Source organism: Serratia fonticola, assembly GCF_001006005.1.
Taxonomy (GTDB): domain Bacteria; phylum Pseudomonadota; class Gammaproteobacteria; order Enterobacterales; family Enterobacteriaceae; genus Chania; species Chania fonticola.
Genome location: NZ_CP011254.1, coordinates 2,912,773 through 2,931,171, shown reverse-complemented (window position 1 = coordinate 2,931,171; position 18,399 = coordinate 2,912,773). Strand labels below are relative to the sequence as shown.

Below are 18,399 nucleotides of genomic sequence, written 5' to 3'. Positions count from 1 at the left end.
AAGAGATAATCTCAGCAAACTCGATCGGTCCCCTCGCCTTTTGGGAGAGGGAGCTGATGGCCCCTGCTCTTTTGGAAGAACGGAGGTTATATCAGCAACCTTTGATTGTCCCTTCAACCACCGGTGCTTATTAAGAATTACTACACTTTCAGCCCCGCTCGATCGGTCCCCTCTCCCTGTGGGAGAGGGTTAGGGTGAGGGGTGTGAACGAAAGCCAGAAGCTACTTCTGTAACTTGGCCAACAGCGTTTTACGGGTAATGCCCAGCTGTTTGGCCGCCTCGGTCTTGTTACCGGCGGTTTGTTCCAGCGCCGCCAAAATCGCCTGTTTCTCTACCTGCTCCAACGGCTGGATCGCTTGGCCACATTGGCGATCTGGCTGCACATCAACACACTGGCTAATGCTCAGCGGCAGCTCTTTTTCACTGATAAAGTCCCCACTCAGCAGGATCACCCCACGCTCAACGCTGTTTTCCAACTCCCGCACGTTACCAGGCCAGGAATATTTCAGCAGCATATCCATCGCCAACGGGGTGAATCCCTTAACCGGCTTACGGTTACGCTCGGCAAATTTGGCCAGAAAATGCATTGCCAACAGGGGAATGTCTTCGCGGCGCGCCCTGAGCGGCGGGCTGTCGACCGTCACCACATTCAGCCGATAGTAGAGATCCTGACGGAACCTGCCAGCCTCCACGTCCGCCAACAGATCCCGGTTGGTCGCTGCGATCAGACGTACATCCACCGACAGGGTCTGATTACTGCCCACCCGCTGGATCTCCCGCTCCTGGATCGCCCGCAGTAATTTTGCCTGCATCAACGGCGAGACTTCTCCAATCTCGTCCAGGAACAGCGTGCCCTGATCGGCCTCCATAAAACGCCCTTCCCGGCGTTTATCGGCACCGGTAAATGCCCCTTTCTCATGACCGAACAGCTCCGACTCCAGCAGAGATTCGCTCAAGGCGGCGCAGTTGATGCTCACCAATGGCCGCTCCTTGCGCAGGCTGTTGGCGTGCACAGCTCTAGCTATCAGTTCCTTGCCGGTGCCTGATTCGCCACTGATCAAGACTGTCGCATCAGAAGGGGCGATCATGGCGATCATTTCCAGCAGCTTGCGCATCGGTTCACTGCGGCCAATAAAATTTTGCTGATCGAACCGCAAACGCTGCTTCAGATCCTGGTTCTCGCTTTTTAACGAGGTATGCTCCAGTGCGCGTGCCAACGTGAGCTGCAACGTATCGAAATCGAGAGGCTTGGTCAGATAGTCATAAGCCCCCGCCTTAATCGCTTCAACGGCAGACTCCACGTTGGAGTAGGCGGTCATGATCAGGATCGGGATCGCCGGGTTATAGCTTTTGATGGCCTTCAGCGCCGCGATGCCATCCATTTCCGCCATTCGCACGTCGCTGAGGATCAGATCGAACGGCTGTGCCCTGACCTGCTCCAACGCTTGTCGGCCGTTATGCGCCACGCTGACCCGGTAGCCCCAGCCGCTAATAAGCGCCTGAAGGATGGTGCAATGGCTGATATCGTCCTCAACCAGCAAAATATGTGCGTTAGGCGTCTGCATGAGCCTCCCCTTGTGGATTGTTGTGCCTGAGCGGGATCACTATTTCAAATCGGGTGCCCGTTGGTTGGCTACTGGTAACGGCGATCGTCCCCTGGTGCTCCTCGATCACTTTCTGCACCATGGTCAGGCCCAGGCCAGTGCCCGCCGCCTTGGTGGTGAAGTAAGGGTTAAAGATTTTTCCAAGCTCGTCAGGTGGGATACCGGCACCCGAGTCGCAGACGGTAATGCGCATCGCCCCCTCCTTGGTCGCTTCAACATCAACCTCGAGTACGCCATCCGAGCCAATCGCCTGGATGGCATTGAGATACAGATTCAACAACACCTGAGTGAGGCGATCGGGATCGATCTCCACCAGCGACAAAGCTTCATCACAACGGGAACGAAGGGCGATATTGTTACTCTCAGCATCCTGACGGATCAGGTGCAGCGAATGTTCGATCACCTCGTTAATCGCCACCCGCTGCAAACACAGATCGGCAGGGCGCACCAGCGCCAGTAACTCGGTGATCACCCGGTTGAGACGGTCGACCTCTTTCGCCATCACCTTGGCCAGTTCATGCTGTTCGCTACCCGCAGGCGAGCGGTCGGCAAAATACTTGGCGAAGCCTTTGATGGAGGAAAGTGGGTTGCGGATCTCGTGGGCCACGCCAGCCGCTAAATCGCCGATAGCCGCCAGCTTTTCTTTGCGGCGGATCTCCTCTTGCAGTTGGCGAATTTCCCGCATATCGCGGAAGATAAATACGTTACCCAGAAAATGGCCGCTGTGATTAACAATATTCGCCACGCTGAGGCTCAACGGCAGGCTCTGCCCACCAGCCAGACGATGGTCAATATCCTGTTCGATAATCGGCTGGCCTTGACTACTTTTCTGTGCCAGTTGCTGCCATTCGGCTGGCAGCGCCTGATGGCTAGGCTGGCCAAACAGCTCGGCGGCGCTACAACCCAGCATCACTTCTGCCGCATGGTTAACCACTCGGATCTGGTGCTGATCATTGGTGGTGATCAAGCCCATCGGCAAGTTACTGATAATTTCGCTGGAGAAGGCCCTTGAGTCCTGCAACTGTTGGCTGGAGCGTTGATAACGCCGCCCCCAGAACAGCGCCAACAAACTGGCTAACGCCAGCAACAGCAGGATGGACAGCAAAATCGAGGTGTTGCGCATATCCTTTGCCTGGGCGGCATCCAGCGCGACGGTGTCTAACGCCGCAAAAATAACGGCCTGCTCATCATCCTGAGGCTCGGCAGCCTCCTGCATACGCGATCGGTTCATCATATGGCCAGAGTGGCCGCTGCCGCGCTTGAGCGGCTTAAACCAACGGTAGGCTTCGAAAGCATTCTGCTGCTGAGCCTGCGGCTCATCAAAGGTCGTCATATGCCACTGTGCATCGCTGGAGACCTTCAGCTCAGCCATCTGTTGCGGGCTATACAACTGCTGACCAACGCGTTGCGGATCGCTGTGCGCCAGGATACGGCCAGAGCGATCGGTAATGGCGATGTACAGCACGTTTGGCTGATAGGCCATCTCCTCCAACAGGGTTTGACGCTGATCGTGGCGCCAGCGCATGCCCATACCGGTACGAGCACCGGATTCAAACGAGCTCATCAACACCGCGCTTTTTTCTCGTAGCGTCTGGATTTCCACCTCACGCCCACGCTGCAGATCTTTAATGGCCAGCGTGATGATAATGCCAAGCAGTAACGCGACCGCGGCGATCGCAATCCAGGCAGGTAAGAGCGTCGATTTGGTTTTAAATTCCATTGGCTTCCTCTGCAACCGGCACGCCAGCGTGCGGGTAATTATTACCCACACTATCAGTATGGCGAGTAAAAATAACCCACTTTATCTCTGGATTGCGACCAGCCAACGGCCATCCTCCACCCTCAGTTATTTTTATTACTGTCATAAACTTAACGCGCTGCATGCTGGAGTTCCTTGGCTGGCGCCCGTTGGCTGAGATAGCCAAGCCCTGACGGTGATCCTGGATCTATACAATTCCCATGCCAGCCTGAAGCTGGCACGCGGGTTGCAATTAAAGAAATGGAATCCATGAACCCTAAATAAAAGGAAATCAATCATGACGCTAACTAAAACCACCTTCGCCGCCATTATCTCCGTTGCCCTGCTGGCCGGTGTTAGCACTACCGCATTGGCGCAAAATGGTTACCACGCCAATATGGGCAATGCACAGGGAACCCATCAAGGGATGGGTTATCAGCACGCTAACCGCGCGAACTTGACGCCTGAACAGCAAGTCGTCAGCCAGAAAGCCTTTGATGAGTTCCAGTCGAAAACCGCCGATCTGCGCCAACAGCTGATGTCCAAGCAATACGAATATCAGGCGCTGCTGACCAGCAAGCCTTTGGATGAACAAAAGGTCTTGGCCGTGAGCAAAGAAGTGACCGCATTGCGTGACAACCTGTACCAACAACGCGTAGCACTGGATACCGATCTGGCCAAGGCCGGAGTGCCAGTGATGGGCCATGGGATGGGCGGAGCGGGGATGCACGGCGGACGCGGCTGCCGTTAAGCCCTAACATTACCCTTAGATAAAACCGGGAGAACCCCAGACCCGCTCTGGTTTCTCCCGCCAATGCTTCGCCATTCCAGAATCGCTCAGGCTGTCACCCCGCTATTCATTTATCCCTTCAGAACAATTAATCATGCTGATTAATGAGAATATTCTCAGTAAATTGACTTAAAACAACATACTAAAATTCTTAATCCTTATTCTTACGCCCGAATATAATTTTTTGTCGTACCACCTGAATAAAATCAAGTTCCTGCCATACTTATTTGCATGAGACAACGACTGTCTCTTTGCGCACTTAACTTGCTCGGAGTTTTCTCATGAATAAAACAATCATTGTTGTCGCTCTTGCTGCCGCCGTTCTGAGCGGATGTAACGCTAATCGCACCGCTTCCGGCGATACCTTTACTGCAGCACAGGCCAGGCAGGCCAACTTCGTCACTTATGGCACGCTGGTCTCCGTACGCCCGGTAACCATCCAGGGTGGTGATGGTACCAACGCCGCTGGGGCTATTGGTGGGGCCGTGGTCGGTGGCTTCCTGGGTAATACCGTGGGTGGCGGCTCAGGACGCAGCCTGGCAACAGCGGCGGGTGCCGTGGGGGGCGCAGCTGCTGGCTCAGGGATCCAAAGCGCCATGAACCGCAGCGCCGGGGTGGAACTGGAAGTGCGCCGGGATGACGGCGTGAATATCGTGGTCGTTCAGGCACAGGGCTCAACCCAGTTCCATAACGGGCAGCGCGTCGCACTGGTAACCAATGGCAGCACCACCACCGTATCACCACGCTAAAGGGAACAAGTTGCTTCACGGTTTAGGTGTCAGGCCGCAACATGGCCCCCTTGCTGATAGGATACAGAATTCAGGGACGAACTCCCCTTGCGGGATAATAGCGAGTTTTCCGGCTCGGCCATTACAATAAAAAAACGGAGTTAAACCTGATGTTTATCAAATGGATTAAACGCATTGCCCTGCTGCTGGTGGTGTTAATTATCGGTGCGCTGGGGGCGAGGATTTATGACACCCAGCGTGGGCCATCGCTACAGCTTTGGCATACCTTTGTCCCAGATGAAATGCACGCCGATGAGATCGATAAGGCTAGTTGGGCGGATTATCTGACCGCCGAGGACGCCATTTTCAAAGAGGTCCGCCAGAATGTGACCGACAAGTTGGACAGCAGCCAGCAGACCTCGTTGAACCGCTACTTTGTCGACAGCCCGATCTATCCCGAAAAGTTTCCCACCGACTGGAACCGCTCCTACATCATGATGCCGGACGGCAAACCGAAAGGCGCCGTGGTGCTGTTACATGGTTTGACCGATACCCCTTACAGCCTGCGGCATATCGCGGATAATTACCGTGAATATGGCTATGTGGCGGTTGGTATTCGTTTACCGGCGCACGGCACCGTACCGGGGGCGCTGACCGACGTAGATTGGCAGGATTGGATGGCCGCGACACGGCTGGCGATCCGTGAAGCCAAACGCCTGGCGGGTGACGACGTACCGCTGCACATCGTTGGCTTCTCAAACGGCGGCGCGTTGGCGATGAAATACACGTTAGATGCGTTGGATGACCCCCGGCTGACGAAACCCCAGCGTGTGGTGCTGATTTCGCCGATGATCGGCGTCACCAGCTTTGCTCGTTTTGCGGGTATTGCCGGTTGGCCAGCCATCTTCCCGGCGTTTGCCAAGGCGGCGTGGTTGGGGATTGTGCCAGAGTTTAACCCATTCAAATACAATTCGTTCCCGGTGAATGCGGCACGTCAGTCCTTCCAGCTAACCCAGGCATTGCAAAAGCAGATTGCCGCCGATTCGCGCAACGGCAAAATGGGCGAATTGCCGCCGATCCTGACGTTCCAATCGGTGATGGATTCGACCGTCAGCACCCGCGCGGTGATCACCGCCCTGTATAACCACCTGCCAGCCAACGGCAGTGAGGTGGTGTTATTTGATTTAAACCAGGCGGTGGCGTTTGGGCCGTTACTCAGAAGCTCATCCTATACCGCGCTGCCACGTCTGTTGCCACCGGCACCGCGTAACTATACGGCCACCATCGTCACTAACGTGACGCCAGAAACCACGGATACTGAGGCACGTACCATCGTCGCAGGGCAAACGGCAGAGACCACGGACCTGCTCGGTATCACCTACTTGCCGGATATCTTCTCGCTGTCGCACGTAGCGTTGCCGTTCCCGCTGAGTGATTCCCTGTACGGGCGTTACCCGGAACCGCGCAATCAATACGGCATCAGCCTGGGGACCTTTGCCGCACGTGGCGAGCGGGCGGTGCTGGTGGTCGGGCTGGACTCACTGATGCGTCTGTCCTCTAACCCGTTCTTCCCTTACATGCTTAAACGTATCGATGACAACATCGGCCCGGCACCAACGAAATAAGGTAGGTTAACCACGGCCAGTGCCCAATCGGTACTGGCCGTGGTCTCAACCGGAAAAAATAGCCGAATTGAGCACGCTGCTTTTTATTGGGCACGCCTGAAACAGGTTGCGCACCCCCAGCTTTTGCAAGGCATTACGCCGGTGGGTATACACGGTTTTGGTTGAGATACGTAAACTGTGGCCGATGGCCTGCATATTCATGCCATCGATCATAGACAGCAGTACGGCCTTCTCTCTGCGGGTTAAGCTATCCTGGAGAAAAGTTGCAACAGGAAGCTCCCCACCCACGATCTTGACCAATTCATTAAACACCGCGTCCTCATCGGTATCCTCTGCCAAGGCAATATGCCGCCCAAAATCCAGATTGAATTTAATTTTCATTTCGCTTGGCAAAAAAATCACTTTGCCAGGAAATTTGGCTACCGCAATCAAGAACGACATCTCACTGATTGAATTCAACATATGAAAAACCAGCACATCTTCTTTGCCAAAACCAGTGGTACTGGTGTTTTTCAGTTCATTGAGTGACATTAGGTTAATCACTCTACCCTCGGCATGCAAATACGCATTGAGCCCGACAAAAAAATAATAGTTGTCGGTAATTATATTAATTTTTCCAGGCATGTTAATGGCGCTCCTGTATACAAATTGAATCTCCATCTCATCAATGTCACAGCAAGCCGAGGCTCAAAGATGGCAAATGGAACGTTTTTATCATCGTGAATTACGCTATCCACAGGCCGTAACTCAATAGTAGTTAATGGTAAACACCACTTTGCCATTCGCCTTGCCCGGCGTAGTATTCTCAGCCGTTTGAACATAACGGGCAGCCAGGGGAATACGAATTGTCGGGCTACCGTCTTTTGGCAGAGCCACCGATTTTTCTGATGCCAAGTTAAACAGCGTCGGTGCCTGGCTGCTGTCGCCCCAGCCGATCTGGATGCCTACGCCAGATGCAGCACCGGATACCGTTGAATCTATAGCCATGATCCCATTAGTTGCATCAATCACCGAGGTTGCCGGGGTCAAGCGCACACCAATGCTGTTATTGGTTGAGTTGGTAGCAAGCCCGGCACCGGTAGTGTAATCGAACATCAATAGACTGTTGGCTGCATTATAAAAACCGTAGAAGGTCGGGCAGTTGGTCATCGTGATTGAAGCATCAACCCAGGGAGTCGTTGCCCCCTGGCCAGTAAAGTATTCCCGCGTATCGAAACTGCCCAGATTGACATTCACATCTGGCGTGGTGCAGGTCTGGGCTGATATTGTCAACTGCCCCTGAAACTGGACCCGGGTAACCGTGATAGGCAACCCAGTTGTCGACGGATGACTCAGCGGATTAACAATAGCCAGGCCAGCTACCGGAAGTTTCGACGAATCTAATACATGGTTTCCTGGAGTAATAGCTCCGATTTTAATCAATGAGACATGGATAATCCTATTCACCAAATAAGGTTTTAAATGCCCTCCAGTTATCGGGAACTGAACATCGCCGGGAAACTGATAGTTCGGTACGCCAACCTTGGCCGCATCACCATCATTACTACGTGAGATGGCGATGCCTATGCCTGGAATACCTGTCTCATAAACCGCCCCTCCGAAAGGACTGCCTGACCAGCTAGCAAGCGCCATAGGCGCCTGCTCAACACTCCAGGCAACGTTGAGCCAGATAGAGGCTGGGTCCACCGTTGATGTACAATCCATCACAGCGATGCCGGTTTCACCACTGACCCAACGTCCTTGATAAATTACCGTCCCGAGGGGAATATCTGCCCCTGCTGAAATCGCTGCGGGAGTGAGTTGAACGATATCGATACGGGAGGTACCACTTATCGCTGAACAGGCAACTACCGCCAAGGCGCCATTGCTGGCTACCATGAGCAAAAGTAACCCGACCGTACGCAGTATTATTCTCTTCATTCTTTCACCCCTGGCACAATCGTATGCGCCACACTTGCTCAATTATTATGATCTGCACGACGTAAATTATTTGGCTTTACCAGCCGAATAACGGTCATAGCGGACGACTAACCCTGGTTAACAGCCGAGGTAGGGAAATTTGTTAGCACTATTCCCATCAGCAAATCTGATGCTTTATTTATCGATCTTTGCATGATTAACATCCTTTGTCTCATAATCTATATAGGCAATGACAGAAAGAATAAAGTTGGAATTCGTGGCTACGCTATAATAGGGTCAACCGTCTTTATTTATCCGAGAGGCAATTTTGTCGTTGCTCAATAGTAGTTAACGGTAAATACCACTTTGCCCTCCGCCTTCCCCGGCGTCGGTGCCGCAGCCGTTTGAATATATCGGGCAGCCAGTGGAATTCGAATGGTTGGGCTACCGTCTTTTGGCAGCGCCACCGATTGTTCTGATGCCAAGTTAAACAGCGTCGGTGCCTGGCTGCTGTCGCCCCAGCCGATCTGGATGCCTACGCCTGATGCCGAACCAGATAGCGTCGAGTCAATAGCCATCACCCCATTGGCAGCATCGATCACCGAGGTTGTCGGGGCCAATCTCACGCCAACGCTGTTATTCAGCGCAGTGGAAACCGTCGCCTGTCCCGTGTTGTAATCCATCAGCTTCGTGGTATTGGTACTATTATAAAAACCGTAAAATGTCGGACAGTTAGTCAGATTGATGGAGGCGTCTACCCAAGGGGTGGTCGCACCAATCCGGGTAAAGTGTTCTCTGATATCGAAAGAACCCAATTTCACCGACACATCCGGCGTCGTGCAGGTTTGTGACGAAATCCTCAGGGTCCCCTGGAAATTGATATTATAAAAAGTAAACGGCAGCCCGGTGACAGCTACGGAGCCAGGATGGCTATTTACAGGTGGTTCGAGCGCTGTCTTGACACTAGGGAAATTTGTACCACTCATCGTAAAGCTACCGGGCGTGATCGGCCCCGTTTTAATGAGCGAGACATAACGTGTTGAACCGGCAAAATCCAAGGCTCCCCCTAATTCATTGCCAACCTGCCTGATAGGGTTCTCTGCATCGGTGGTCACTGCAGGCCTGGTTGGTATTATCGGATTGCCACTAGCGGTTCGTGAAATCACCACGCCAATCCCTGGAATATTAGTCTGATAGACGGCCCCCGCAAACGGGCCAGTCATTAAGCCACTTAGAGGCAGCGGAGCATTGCTAATCAGCGTTGAGCTGCTGTACCAAAATGACTTACCTACGTCGGCCTGCGCCCATTGGCACCCCATCTTGGTGTTTTTCATCAACCAACTGCCTTGATAAAGTATCGTACCCACGGGAATATCGGCCCCGGCAGAAATCACCGGCGGGCTCAACGGCACCGTTTCCGTTTGGGTTGCGCCAGCATCAAACGAACAATTGGCTACGGCCCAACTGTTGGAGCTGATAACGCTTAACAACAGACCACCGAGCAAACCCGACACTTTATTTATGGATAGTTTCATCTGTCTTTTACCCACTTTCTGGCAGGCCATGCCAGAAAGAAAAAGAGTTGTCATCCCTGGCTGCTAACCAGAGTTAGCAGCCGATATCGCATCATTGTTCGCCAGTTTCACTCTCTGGGAACTGGAAGAGGCCGCCGCCGTGCAAGGAGAGTTAAATTGCTGTATCTGCTCCTGCGTCTGGCCCTTGGCTATAGGCATCAGCACATAGCTGACGGTGCACTGCATTTCACCACCTTCGCCCCACTTCACGCGCAGTTGGCCTTTGTCTTGCGCCACACGCGCATAGAGCTGTCCACCCTGGCCCACGGAACCTACGCTGTTGCCCTTGCCATCAAAGATATCGGCGCCGAACGGTACCGGCTCTCCTTGATAGGTGGCATTCACCAGGATCGGCGTGCCCTGCTTGGCGTTGTATTTCAGTTTCACCACCGCTCCGGAATACGGTGCGACTTTCTGGCTGGTGTTATCCAATTCCACACCGGCCGCCGTCCCTTTCGGATCGAGACTGATTTCATTCATCTGGTACGGATTCAGATAAGGCACTATCGCGTACCCCCGTGAATCAATGTTCACGCCGGGATACGAAGAAACTTTAGCCCCTTCTGCACCCTTGGCTTCCACCAGCGCAAAGGTATCCGACGTGTACGGTGTAAAGGTCACTCCGCCAGAGTGGGCAATCACCGTGCCGTTCATCCCGGCAGAGGCGCTCTGATAGCCTTTACCGGTACTGTAGGAGCCGCTCAACGCCGTAGCCGGGGTGCGATAGTTAGCATTCAGCGATCCGCTACTGCCCTGGCCCTGATTGGCATTCATCGCCGTCACGCCATAGCCGAACTGGTTATCCGCCCCCGCACTGCCGGATACTGTCGCCTGCTGACCATAACGGCCGCTGCTGTTATGGGACAAATCCATGCGGAGCTGTGGTGTATGTGTCTTGTCGTTGCTTCCCAGCGGCAGGCTGAAACTCAACAAATAGTTGGTTTGCGCCGTCCCCAGGCTGGAGAAACTGCGGTTCACACTCAGGCCGTAAGACAGATCCTTATAACGATTATTGTAGCCCATCTGGTACTGCTTCTCGCTGCCGTCCTTGTTCCAGTAGTTCTGCAAAGAACCACTGATATACAGCTGGCCCCAGTTATCCGGCAGACCTTGTCCCGCGGTCACCGTCAGGCGATTTTTGGCTCGCGAGATCGACTCCGGCGAGAACCCTTCTGCTACCGCGTCACGAGTCTGCATCGCGGTCATAAAGTCCATAAAGCCATCGGTTGAGAAGCGGTACGCCGCCAGCGACAGGTTGCTGTTGGTTTCGCTGATCAGCTTGCTGTAGCTCACCCTGTAACTTTGCCCACTCAGGCTATTACCCGCCTCATGTCGGCCATTGGCATCGGTGCGGTTGCCCAAATGGGTACGCGCCTGCGTAACATCAAATGCCCAGGCACCAATCGGCGTGCCTACCGCCGCACCCAACTGCAGTGCGTAGTAATCCTGGCTGGCCTGCAGGCCGCCATAGCCAGTGATGGCGTTAGTTAGCCCCAGTTGATAGGTGCCCTGATACAGCGCCGGTTTCTCACGCAGATTATCGCTGCGTACTTCACCCGCGGTGATCGAATAACGTGATGACCCAGGCCGCAGCAGTTGGGCCACCGAGGCATAAGGCACGCTGAAGGTCTGCTCGGTACCGTCGGACTCACGTACCGTGACCTGTAGATCCCCACCGTAGCCGGTTGGGTACAGATCGTTGATCAGAAACTCGCCTGGAGTCACCGTAGTTTCGTACAGAACCTGTCCGCCCTGACGCACGGTGACACGGGCGTTGGTACGGGCGATACCACGGATATCCGGCGCGTAACCGCGTTGGGACTCCGGCAACATCCGCTCATCACTGGCCAGTTGAATACCGGTAAACGGCAGCGTATCGAACAGTTGCCCGGTGGTGTTCGATTGGCCCATCAACACGCGCGCCTTGAGCAACGGAATATCGCGCTGCAAATACGTGTTGAGGTTGTTGTACTGGTTCGGCCCATTGTCTATGCGGGTATAAGACCCGTTGTGACGTAGATACCAGGCGCCGACATTCAGCCCGGCATTCACGCCGGCAAACAGCGAATTAAAGGTATTGCCGTGCGATTCGCTGGTGTAACCATTAACGTTATAGCCCAGCAACAACGCCGGTACGCCGCTGTCCCACAGCTCTGGGCTCACGGTACCACGGGCGGTGTTGAGCATGTAAACCTGCGGAACCATAATATCCAGGCGTTGCTCATTACTGTCGTAATTCACCTGAGCTTCCGGCAACTTGCTCTGGAGATCGAAACAGACATCCCCTTTGTCCAGCGAGGTTAAAAAGTCCCCTGGCAGTTTGGCGTAATCAAACGCAATGTTTTTAATCAGTTCACGGGTCAGGCAGGGATAAACGCTTTTATCTGCCCGCGCTTTAAATTCAATATCGGTATTGCTGACCGGTTGATTATTAATATATAAAGCCGTTTTATAGATCCCTGGCAACCCAGATGAACCATTGGCGAAACGACTTAGGTCAACCGACTTCTCATCATCCACATTCAAAAAGGAGGCATCGAACTCAAGATTTTTAGCGATATCTTGGGGTGCAGAAACCGCGACCTCAGCATTAACGTTAGCTACCAAAAAAGTCGATATAATCGCTATGGCCAGTGGAGATAACTGGCTGCGCAGGCCATATTGTAAGTATTTAGACATAGATATCCCTTCAAGAACTGATTCCTGAATAGCGATCAACAGATTAATGCGAGAGTGTTTTATTTATCGGGACGTTACTTTATCACTGCATCAAAAGTATTAACCGCGCCGTAATCATTAACGAAACTTCCTGTCACTTTACTGCCTGCACTACCCGCCAAATCCAATGTCATAGAGCTACGGGGGGCTACCATCGCATGATCAAGTTTTTTGCCATTCACCGATATATTGACCAGTGAGACATAATAAGGCGTTGGGTTGCTGGCCTGTACCCGGTTACCCTGGCTGTTCCAGGTGAGCGCTTTAGCCGCCTCATTGGCGTTACCTTGCAGACCCGCAGGGCGATAGAACAGCTTGATGCGCGAGCGGAAAGCCATCTGCAGGCGGTTTTCAGCCACTTTAGCCTGGGCTTTGGCCGGGACTTCCAGCACGTTCAACCAGAACACCGATTCTTTATCCATCGGCAGCGAACCACCGGCGTAGCTGATGCGTAACGTCTGGCCTTTGCTTGGCTCCACACGGTTCATCGGTGGTGTCAGGACAAATGGTACCTTGATAGCAGCAGGTTTGGCGTTGGCGTCACCGTTATCGATCCAGCTTTGCAACAACACCGGTGATGGACCACCGTTACTGATTTTGACGCTGACTTCTTTGGCATCAGAGGGGTAAATCACCCGCGTACCGCTAATCACTACGCTGGCCAGGCTACTGACGCTGAACAGGGCTGCGGCGGCAAAAGTGCCAACTTGCAGTACATTAATAGAAAGAAACTTCATCATAAGCTCCGAACACACTGACAGATTGGGAGGGGCGTACCCCTCCCACAGTCCATTACTGGTACTGAATAGAATAAACAACGTTGCTGACTACGGTACCCGCAGTGGTCGGTGCTTCTGCGTAGTAACGTACGATGTACGGCAGTGTAGCGCTACCACTGGTAACCCTTTGATAAGACATCGCGGTGACCTGCTCTTGGCTACCGGCTTTGATCACGGCCTGAGTCGAGCTTGAAGCGTCAAGCAATTGCAGGCTGACGTTGGTAGCACCACCGGTAGTGTTAAGCAGACGGCCAGTTACGGCATCAACAGAAGCACCGGCCTGGAAGAAGGCAGAAGCAGTCTCCAGCGTGCCAGCGCAGTTGCTCAGGGCCATCACGAAGCCGGTATCACCTGCTGTACGAGTAGCAGTTTGCAGTTGGCTGGTGCTTACGGTTGGCAGAACTACGAGCGCGTCCGCATCCTGGCCATCGACCACGACGTCACAGGTATTTGCAGTCAGTTCACCGTTAAAAGTGATGGTGCCGGTAGAAGCAGCCTGGGCCATACCTACAGTACCGAAAACAGCGATCAGAGATGCAACGATAGTTAACTTTTTCATATATATTCCTACTTACCTTGTATTATGAATACCATTTTAACATCCATTAAAATGGCCTGGTGGATACCCATAGGTATGGATATAGCTAGATGATTCCAGCCTTTATACTTACAACAACTTACTTAATAAATAGCGAAGAGACTCGCTGGTTATCGACGCAATAGCCAATACCATGAACGTTCGCTATAAAATCTTCCGGGAGTCCAAGTGACGCCAGTTTTCTACGTAATTCATTTATTGCATGCCATAAACGCTGGCTGGATGAAGATAGATTAATCTCCTCCCAAACGTTTCTCATTATGTCATTTTTATAGATGACGGCATCCCGGCTGTTCGCCAGCAAATAAATCAGTAATCGGGTCTGGATCTCGTTTAGAGAGATAACCTTGAAAAACAGGGTGCGCTCCGAAGCTCCATCAGAGTAATAAAGGAGTCTACGGTTGGCAATATCGAATTGAATGTCATCATCAATTAGGAATCCATAAAGTCTATTTTCCATATGTATCTCGGATTATTATTTTGGTTTAATAACAAAAATAACAAACCTCCCTTAAGTGAGACATTATAGAAGCAATTTCCACTATGGCAACCGCGCCAAGATGATCACATTGCCATCTCTAAAAGTCTCATAACAGTGATAAATGCTGATCAATTCAACTTCCTAAGAACTTACCGCCAACTGATGCGAATCATCCTAGTGTTTTTCATATCTCATTACTTCACCTATTTTGAGTAGTCATAAATGTCAAAGATTTTTATCTTACAACATTTATAGCTGGCCATTAAATTTTACTCATTAACATTCAATCCATTACCTACAAACCCGCGATTAGGATTTATCTGTTACACCGATATATAAAATCCGCTACCGGTGAAGCTATCCTTTACCTCAGTAAGATGAAGCTGCTTTACTTCGCTCTCCCTTGCTGATGGGATAAATACTAGATCATGAATGGGATTTTTCTGAGTGAAGTAGTTTTAATCTTAATAAACAACAAAAAAATACATAAAAATCAATAAGTTAAAATAAAATATTAAATCATAACAGATCATTCTAAATCGCTCTTAAATGATATCAGCTCTCATTTGAGGTTTATTATTAACATATTGTTTTTTAAATGAATAAGAATTGTTATTTATTTTACCCACCATCAGGAATGCTTAAACTATACTTCAAACAAACTAGGCACTCAGACCATAAAAAGTTAATATATTGAAATGAAACAAAATATCATCATTAACGACACCGTACTGTACCTTCCCGAAGAGCACCGCCTGCGCCCGCTGCGCGCTCGGGGCAAAGAAACCGTTTTAAACGTTCCTGCCAGCCGTTGCCTGCAATTAATGTTGCAACGCCCCGGTGAGGAGATCAGCCAAAGCGACTTTTTTAACGAGGTATGGCAAAAAAACGGCCAATATGTCACCGCCAATACCCTCTATCAGAACATCTCGTTGGTAAGAAAAGGGATGCGGGAAGCCGGGCTGAGTAAAAATATCATCCGAACGGTTCCTAAAGTTGGGGTGGTTTTTTCTGGAACCATTGAAATACAGCCAGAAGAGAGCGCCAACGTCATTGTGCAGCAAAGCAATAAGCCAGAGCCGATCCCGGTCGAGATCTCACAGGCCGAAACGCTGCCGCCAAAACGCTCGGTTTTAAACCAGACTAAGCTATTGCGCTATGGCCTATTTACGGCGTTCATCCTGGCTATGCTGATCCTGCTGGCCAGCAATCAGTCGCAAAGCGCGCGTTTTTTTGACAGCCACAATAAAGCGGCCACCATCAATCAATGTTCTGTCTATATAGATAGAGACGATCTGGAAACCAATGTGGCCGGCTACAAGGAGTATTTAACCGTTAACAATGTGGTTTGTAATCCGGATGAGTTTGTCTACATTACCCGAACCCCGGCAAACCACAGCACGCTGGTATTATTTTGCGATACCACTGCACAAGGCGACCTGAGATGTTCCTCACGATTTCAAATCGATAATCAACACGACCCTCTTGCCGGCCTGCGACCCGCGGGGAGCCAATAGCGGTTTAGCTATATAAGGTGAAGAAACAACGAACGGCGGCGGCGTGGTTGACCGGCAGATTGCAAGAGATCTGCAAGTGGGTTCCCTGCCGAATAATGGTTATTAGGGGGGCTTGCGGCCCCCCTCCTCTCTCCTGCCAACCTCAACCTCAGGCCAGTGCTTTAGCCTTAAGCTGCTGGTATTCACTTTCGGTGATCACGCCGTCATCCAACAACTTTTTGGCGTCCGAAATTTGTTCGGCTGGCGATTTGCCTGCAACCTCACGGATATACTCGTTGGTGGCAGACACGGATTTCTGCACCTGCGCACGATGCCGCTCGGCCATGCCTTTACCACGGGCAATCAGATAGACCAGGGACGTTAACAGCGGGATGAACAGCAGGAACACAATCCATACTGCCTTATAAAAGCCGCTCAGTTGGTGATCGCGGAACAGGTCGGAGACGACCTGGAACAGGATAAACAGGTAGGCGATGAAAAAGAAAAATGAAAACGTGGTAACCAGGATATCCCACAGGGTAAGTAGATGATAGGTCATTAGCGCTCCTTATGGTCTAGCAAACCAGAATAAAACGGCCTTCACTCAGAGATTCAGCTTTGGCACCATAAGTATATGTCGGACTTTCATTTTTTCCATGTTGGGCGGGAGAAATACGGGAAGGGAGGGTATCTGGATGGGTAAAGCACGGGCCCCTCACCCTAACCCTCTCCCACAGGGAGAGGGGACCGATCGAGTGGGCTGAAAATGCGGTGATATACCTTGAATGGGGACGTTCAAGTTTACTGAGATGACTTCTTTACTTCCAAAGAGCAGGGACTGACAGCCTCCTCTCCCTGTCAAAGGAGACCGATCGAGTTTGCTGAGATTATCGATTTTCTTACAAACGAGCATGGGCTGGCAGCTCCTTCTCCCTGTGGAAGGGGCCGATCGAGTGTTCTGAGTTTATCGCTTTACGACCAAACGAGCAGGGGCTTACAGCTCCCTCTCCCTGTGGGAGAGGGTTGGGGTGAGGGCTATGCGTTACGCCAATGGCCATGCAGGATGACATCGTCGACAATTTCCTGCACGGTCAATTTTGCCTCAACGTCGTTAAAAAAATCACTGGTCGCGATCTCAGTCTTATCATTCAGCCCTGCAATCACCGTGAGGTGACTAGCCGGGTAGACCTCATGGACGCGAGTTTGCAGTTCGTCCAGCAACGCCTCACGGGCCTTCTCAGACAGGTTGTCGAACAGATTGTTATCAACTTTTATTTGAATATTCATTTGGCAGTCTCTAGCAATGGGCTTGGGGTTATCCTTATCATGATAGGCTCAATGTACAATTTTTGGCTAGTACCGGTTCACCACGCCTAACATCAACTTTTTATTCTAACAAATGTGAAATTTATTACACATTACTCTATTAAGAAACCCAATATTCATTATATTTGCGGGAAACAGTCAAATTATAGACTGTATTATCAATGCTATTTAAACAGTGCCGTTCCCCTCCCCCGTAAATGCTGGATATTGTCGGTAGTCACCTGTAACATCACAATAAACAGCAAATAGGAATTATCCTATGAAATTACCTTTAGCTGAATTTTTAGCAAACTTTTATTGCACTCTTTAGATTTAAAAACGGTAGGTAAAAATTTTATTCTATTTAATCCTAACTCTGGCGTTTTTTAAGCGAAAAAATAGGAGTTTTCTTTGGTACAGCGTAAATTTCTCACTCTAACAGAAGTCCGCAACCTGATGAGTGCTGCCAGAAATACACAGACTGGAGTACGAGATAGCTGCCTGATCTTACTGGCTTTCCGCCATGGATTACGTATCAGCGAACTGCTGCGGCTGCGCTTTCGCGATCTTGAAATGGCTGAAGGACGGATAAATATACGCCGGCTTAAAAATGGATTCTCTACCGTTCATCCTCTGATGAATGACGAATGCGAGGCAATTATGGAATGGAAGCAGCTCAGGGCCCAATGGAAACCCGGTGCAGACCCGGACATTATCTTTATTTCTCAGCGAGGAACCCAGCTATCACGGGGTCAAGCCTGGCGCATTATCCGCCAGGCTGGCGAACTGGCAGGCACGGTCATCAACACGCATCCCCATATGCTACGCCACGCCTGCGGTTATGAACTGGCGGAAAGGGGCGCCGATACCCGCTTGATCCAGGATTATCTGGGGCACCGAAATATCCGCCATACCGTCCGCTATACCGCCAGTAATGCGGCTCGATTCGCAGGCATATGGGAAGCGGGTAAACGAAAAAACGGCTGAACCCGCCGAAATAACCTTACTATTAGTATACCATTCAGCAAACCCTGCTTTACCACCGCCGGAGATCGCTGTCATCA

Annotated in this window: 17 protein-coding genes; 5 read left to right on the top strand and 12 right to left on the bottom strand. The window is 51.4% G+C overall.

All coding sequences use genetic code 11. The features are described from left to right. Positions 1–221: 221 nt before the first annotated feature. From WN53_RS13050 to WN53_RS28665, 3 genes are read right to left on the bottom strand one after another with little or no spacing between them, the layout of a single operon-like run. On the bottom strand, positions 222–1,565 hold the full coding sequence (locus tag WN53_RS13050; RefSeq protein ID WP_024484156.1) for a sigma-54-dependent Fis family transcriptional regulator: 1,344 nt from the start codon (positions 1,563–1,565) through the stop codon (positions 222–224). Then, positions 1,552–3,324 carry an ATP-binding protein gene (locus tag WN53_RS13045; protein WP_024484155.1) on the bottom strand — a complete coding sequence of 591 codons (1,773 nt, stop codon included), beginning with the start codon at positions 3,322–3,324 and terminating at the stop codon, positions 1,552–1,554. Before WN53_RS13045 ends, WN53_RS13050 begins: the two co-directional genes overlap by 14 nt. Next, positions 3,314–3,487, bottom strand: a complete 174-nt coding sequence (locus tag WN53_RS28665; protein WP_158645280.1) for a hypothetical protein — start codon at positions 3,485–3,487, stop codon at positions 3,314–3,316. The genes WN53_RS13045 and WN53_RS28665 overlap by 11 nt, the downstream gene beginning before the upstream one ends. Positions 3,488–3,640: 153 nt before the next feature. On the opposite strand from WN53_RS28665, the gene WN53_RS13040 reads away from it, so the two are divergent. From WN53_RS13040 to WN53_RS13030, 3 genes are all read left to right on the top strand, one after another. Continuing rightward, positions 3,641–4,093, top strand: coding sequence for a periplasmic heavy metal sensor (locus WN53_RS13040; protein ID WP_024484154.1), 453 nt, complete (start codon positions 3,641–3,643; stop codon positions 4,091–4,093). Between the two features lie 320 nt (positions 4,094–4,413). Next, positions 4,414–4,881, top strand: a complete 468-nt coding sequence (locus tag WN53_RS13035) for an outer membrane lipoprotein (protein WP_024484153.1) — start codon at positions 4,414–4,416, stop codon at positions 4,879–4,881. 149 nt (positions 4,882–5,030) lie between these two features. After that, on the top strand, positions 5,031–6,485 hold the full coding sequence (locus WN53_RS13030; RefSeq protein ID WP_037411789.1) for an alpha/beta hydrolase: 1,455 nt from the start codon (positions 5,031–5,033) through the stop codon (positions 6,483–6,485). 45 nt (positions 6,486–6,530) lie between these two features. Here the strand turns inward: WN53_RS13030 and WN53_RS13025 are convergent, their stop codons facing one another. From WN53_RS13025 to WN53_RS12995, 7 genes are all read right to left on the bottom strand, one after another. After that, positions 6,531–7,109 carry a helix-turn-helix domain-containing protein gene (locus tag WN53_RS13025; RefSeq protein WP_024484151.1) on the bottom strand — a complete coding sequence of 193 codons (579 nt, stop codon included), beginning with the start codon at positions 7,107–7,109 and terminating at the stop codon, positions 6,531–6,533. 123 nt (positions 7,110–7,232) lie between these two features. Continuing rightward, on the bottom strand, positions 7,233–8,405 hold the full coding sequence (locus tag WN53_RS13020; RefSeq protein WP_037411786.1) for a fimbrial protein: 1,173 nt from the start codon (positions 8,403–8,405) through the stop codon (positions 7,233–7,235). A 317-nt stretch (positions 8,406–8,722) separates the two neighbouring features. Continuing rightward, the gene (locus WN53_RS13015; RefSeq protein ID WP_024484149.1) at positions 8,723–9,919 is read right to left on the bottom strand and encodes a fimbrial protein; all 1,197 of its coding nucleotides are present in this window, start codon (positions 9,917–9,919) and stop codon (positions 8,723–8,725) included. A gap of 63 nt (positions 9,920–9,982) precedes the next feature. Continuing rightward, positions 9,983–12,637 carry a fimbria/pilus outer membrane usher protein gene (locus WN53_RS13010; RefSeq protein WP_024484148.1) on the bottom strand — a complete coding sequence of 885 codons (2,655 nt, stop codon included), beginning with the start codon at positions 12,635–12,637 and terminating at the stop codon, positions 9,983–9,985. A 74-nt stretch (positions 12,638–12,711) separates the two neighbouring features. Continuing rightward, a complete protein-coding gene (locus WN53_RS13005) occupies positions 12,712–13,416 on the bottom strand; it encodes a fimbria/pilus periplasmic chaperone (RefSeq protein WP_024484147.1) in 705 nt (234 codons plus the stop codon). Positions 13,417–13,468: 52 nt separating this feature from the next. Next, complete coding sequence (locus tag WN53_RS13000; protein ID WP_024484146.1) at positions 13,469–14,014, bottom strand: fimbrial protein; 546 nt, start codon at positions 14,012–14,014, stop codon at positions 13,469–13,471. A gap of 118 nt (positions 14,015–14,132) precedes the next feature. After that, positions 14,133–14,513 (bottom strand): winged helix-turn-helix domain-containing protein, encoded by a 381-nt coding sequence (locus WN53_RS12995; protein WP_024484145.1) that lies wholly within the window; start codon positions 14,511–14,513, stop codon positions 14,133–14,135. A gap of 719 nt (positions 14,514–15,232) precedes the next feature. On the opposite strand from WN53_RS12995, the gene WN53_RS26855 reads away from it, so the two are divergent. After that, positions 15,233–16,051, top strand: coding sequence for a winged helix-turn-helix domain-containing protein (locus WN53_RS26855; RefSeq protein WP_024484144.1), 819 nt, complete (start codon positions 15,233–15,235; stop codon positions 16,049–16,051). A 148-nt stretch (positions 16,052–16,199) separates the two neighbouring features. Here the strand turns inward: WN53_RS26855 and WN53_RS12985 are convergent, their stop codons facing one another. Together WN53_RS12985 and WN53_RS12980 are read right to left on the bottom strand one after the other, a co-directional pair. Continuing rightward, complete coding sequence (locus WN53_RS12985; RefSeq protein WP_024484143.1) at positions 16,200–16,589, bottom strand: SHOCT domain-containing protein; 390 nt, start codon at positions 16,587–16,589, stop codon at positions 16,200–16,202. 476 nt (positions 16,590–17,065) lie between these two features. Continuing rightward, entirely contained in the window at positions 17,066–17,317 is a 252-nt protein-coding gene (locus WN53_RS12980; RefSeq protein ID WP_024484142.1) for a DinI-like family protein, read from the bottom strand. Between the two features lie 429 nt (positions 17,318–17,746). Here WN53_RS12980 and WN53_RS12975 point away from each other — a divergent pair, with 429 nt between their 5' ends. Beyond that, the gene (locus WN53_RS12975) at positions 17,747–18,322 is read left to right on the top strand and encodes a tyrosine-type DNA invertase (protein ID WP_046808073.1); all 576 of its coding nucleotides are present in this window, start codon (positions 17,747–17,749) and stop codon (positions 18,320–18,322) included. The last annotated feature ends 77 nt before the right edge of the window (positions 18,323–18,399 follow it).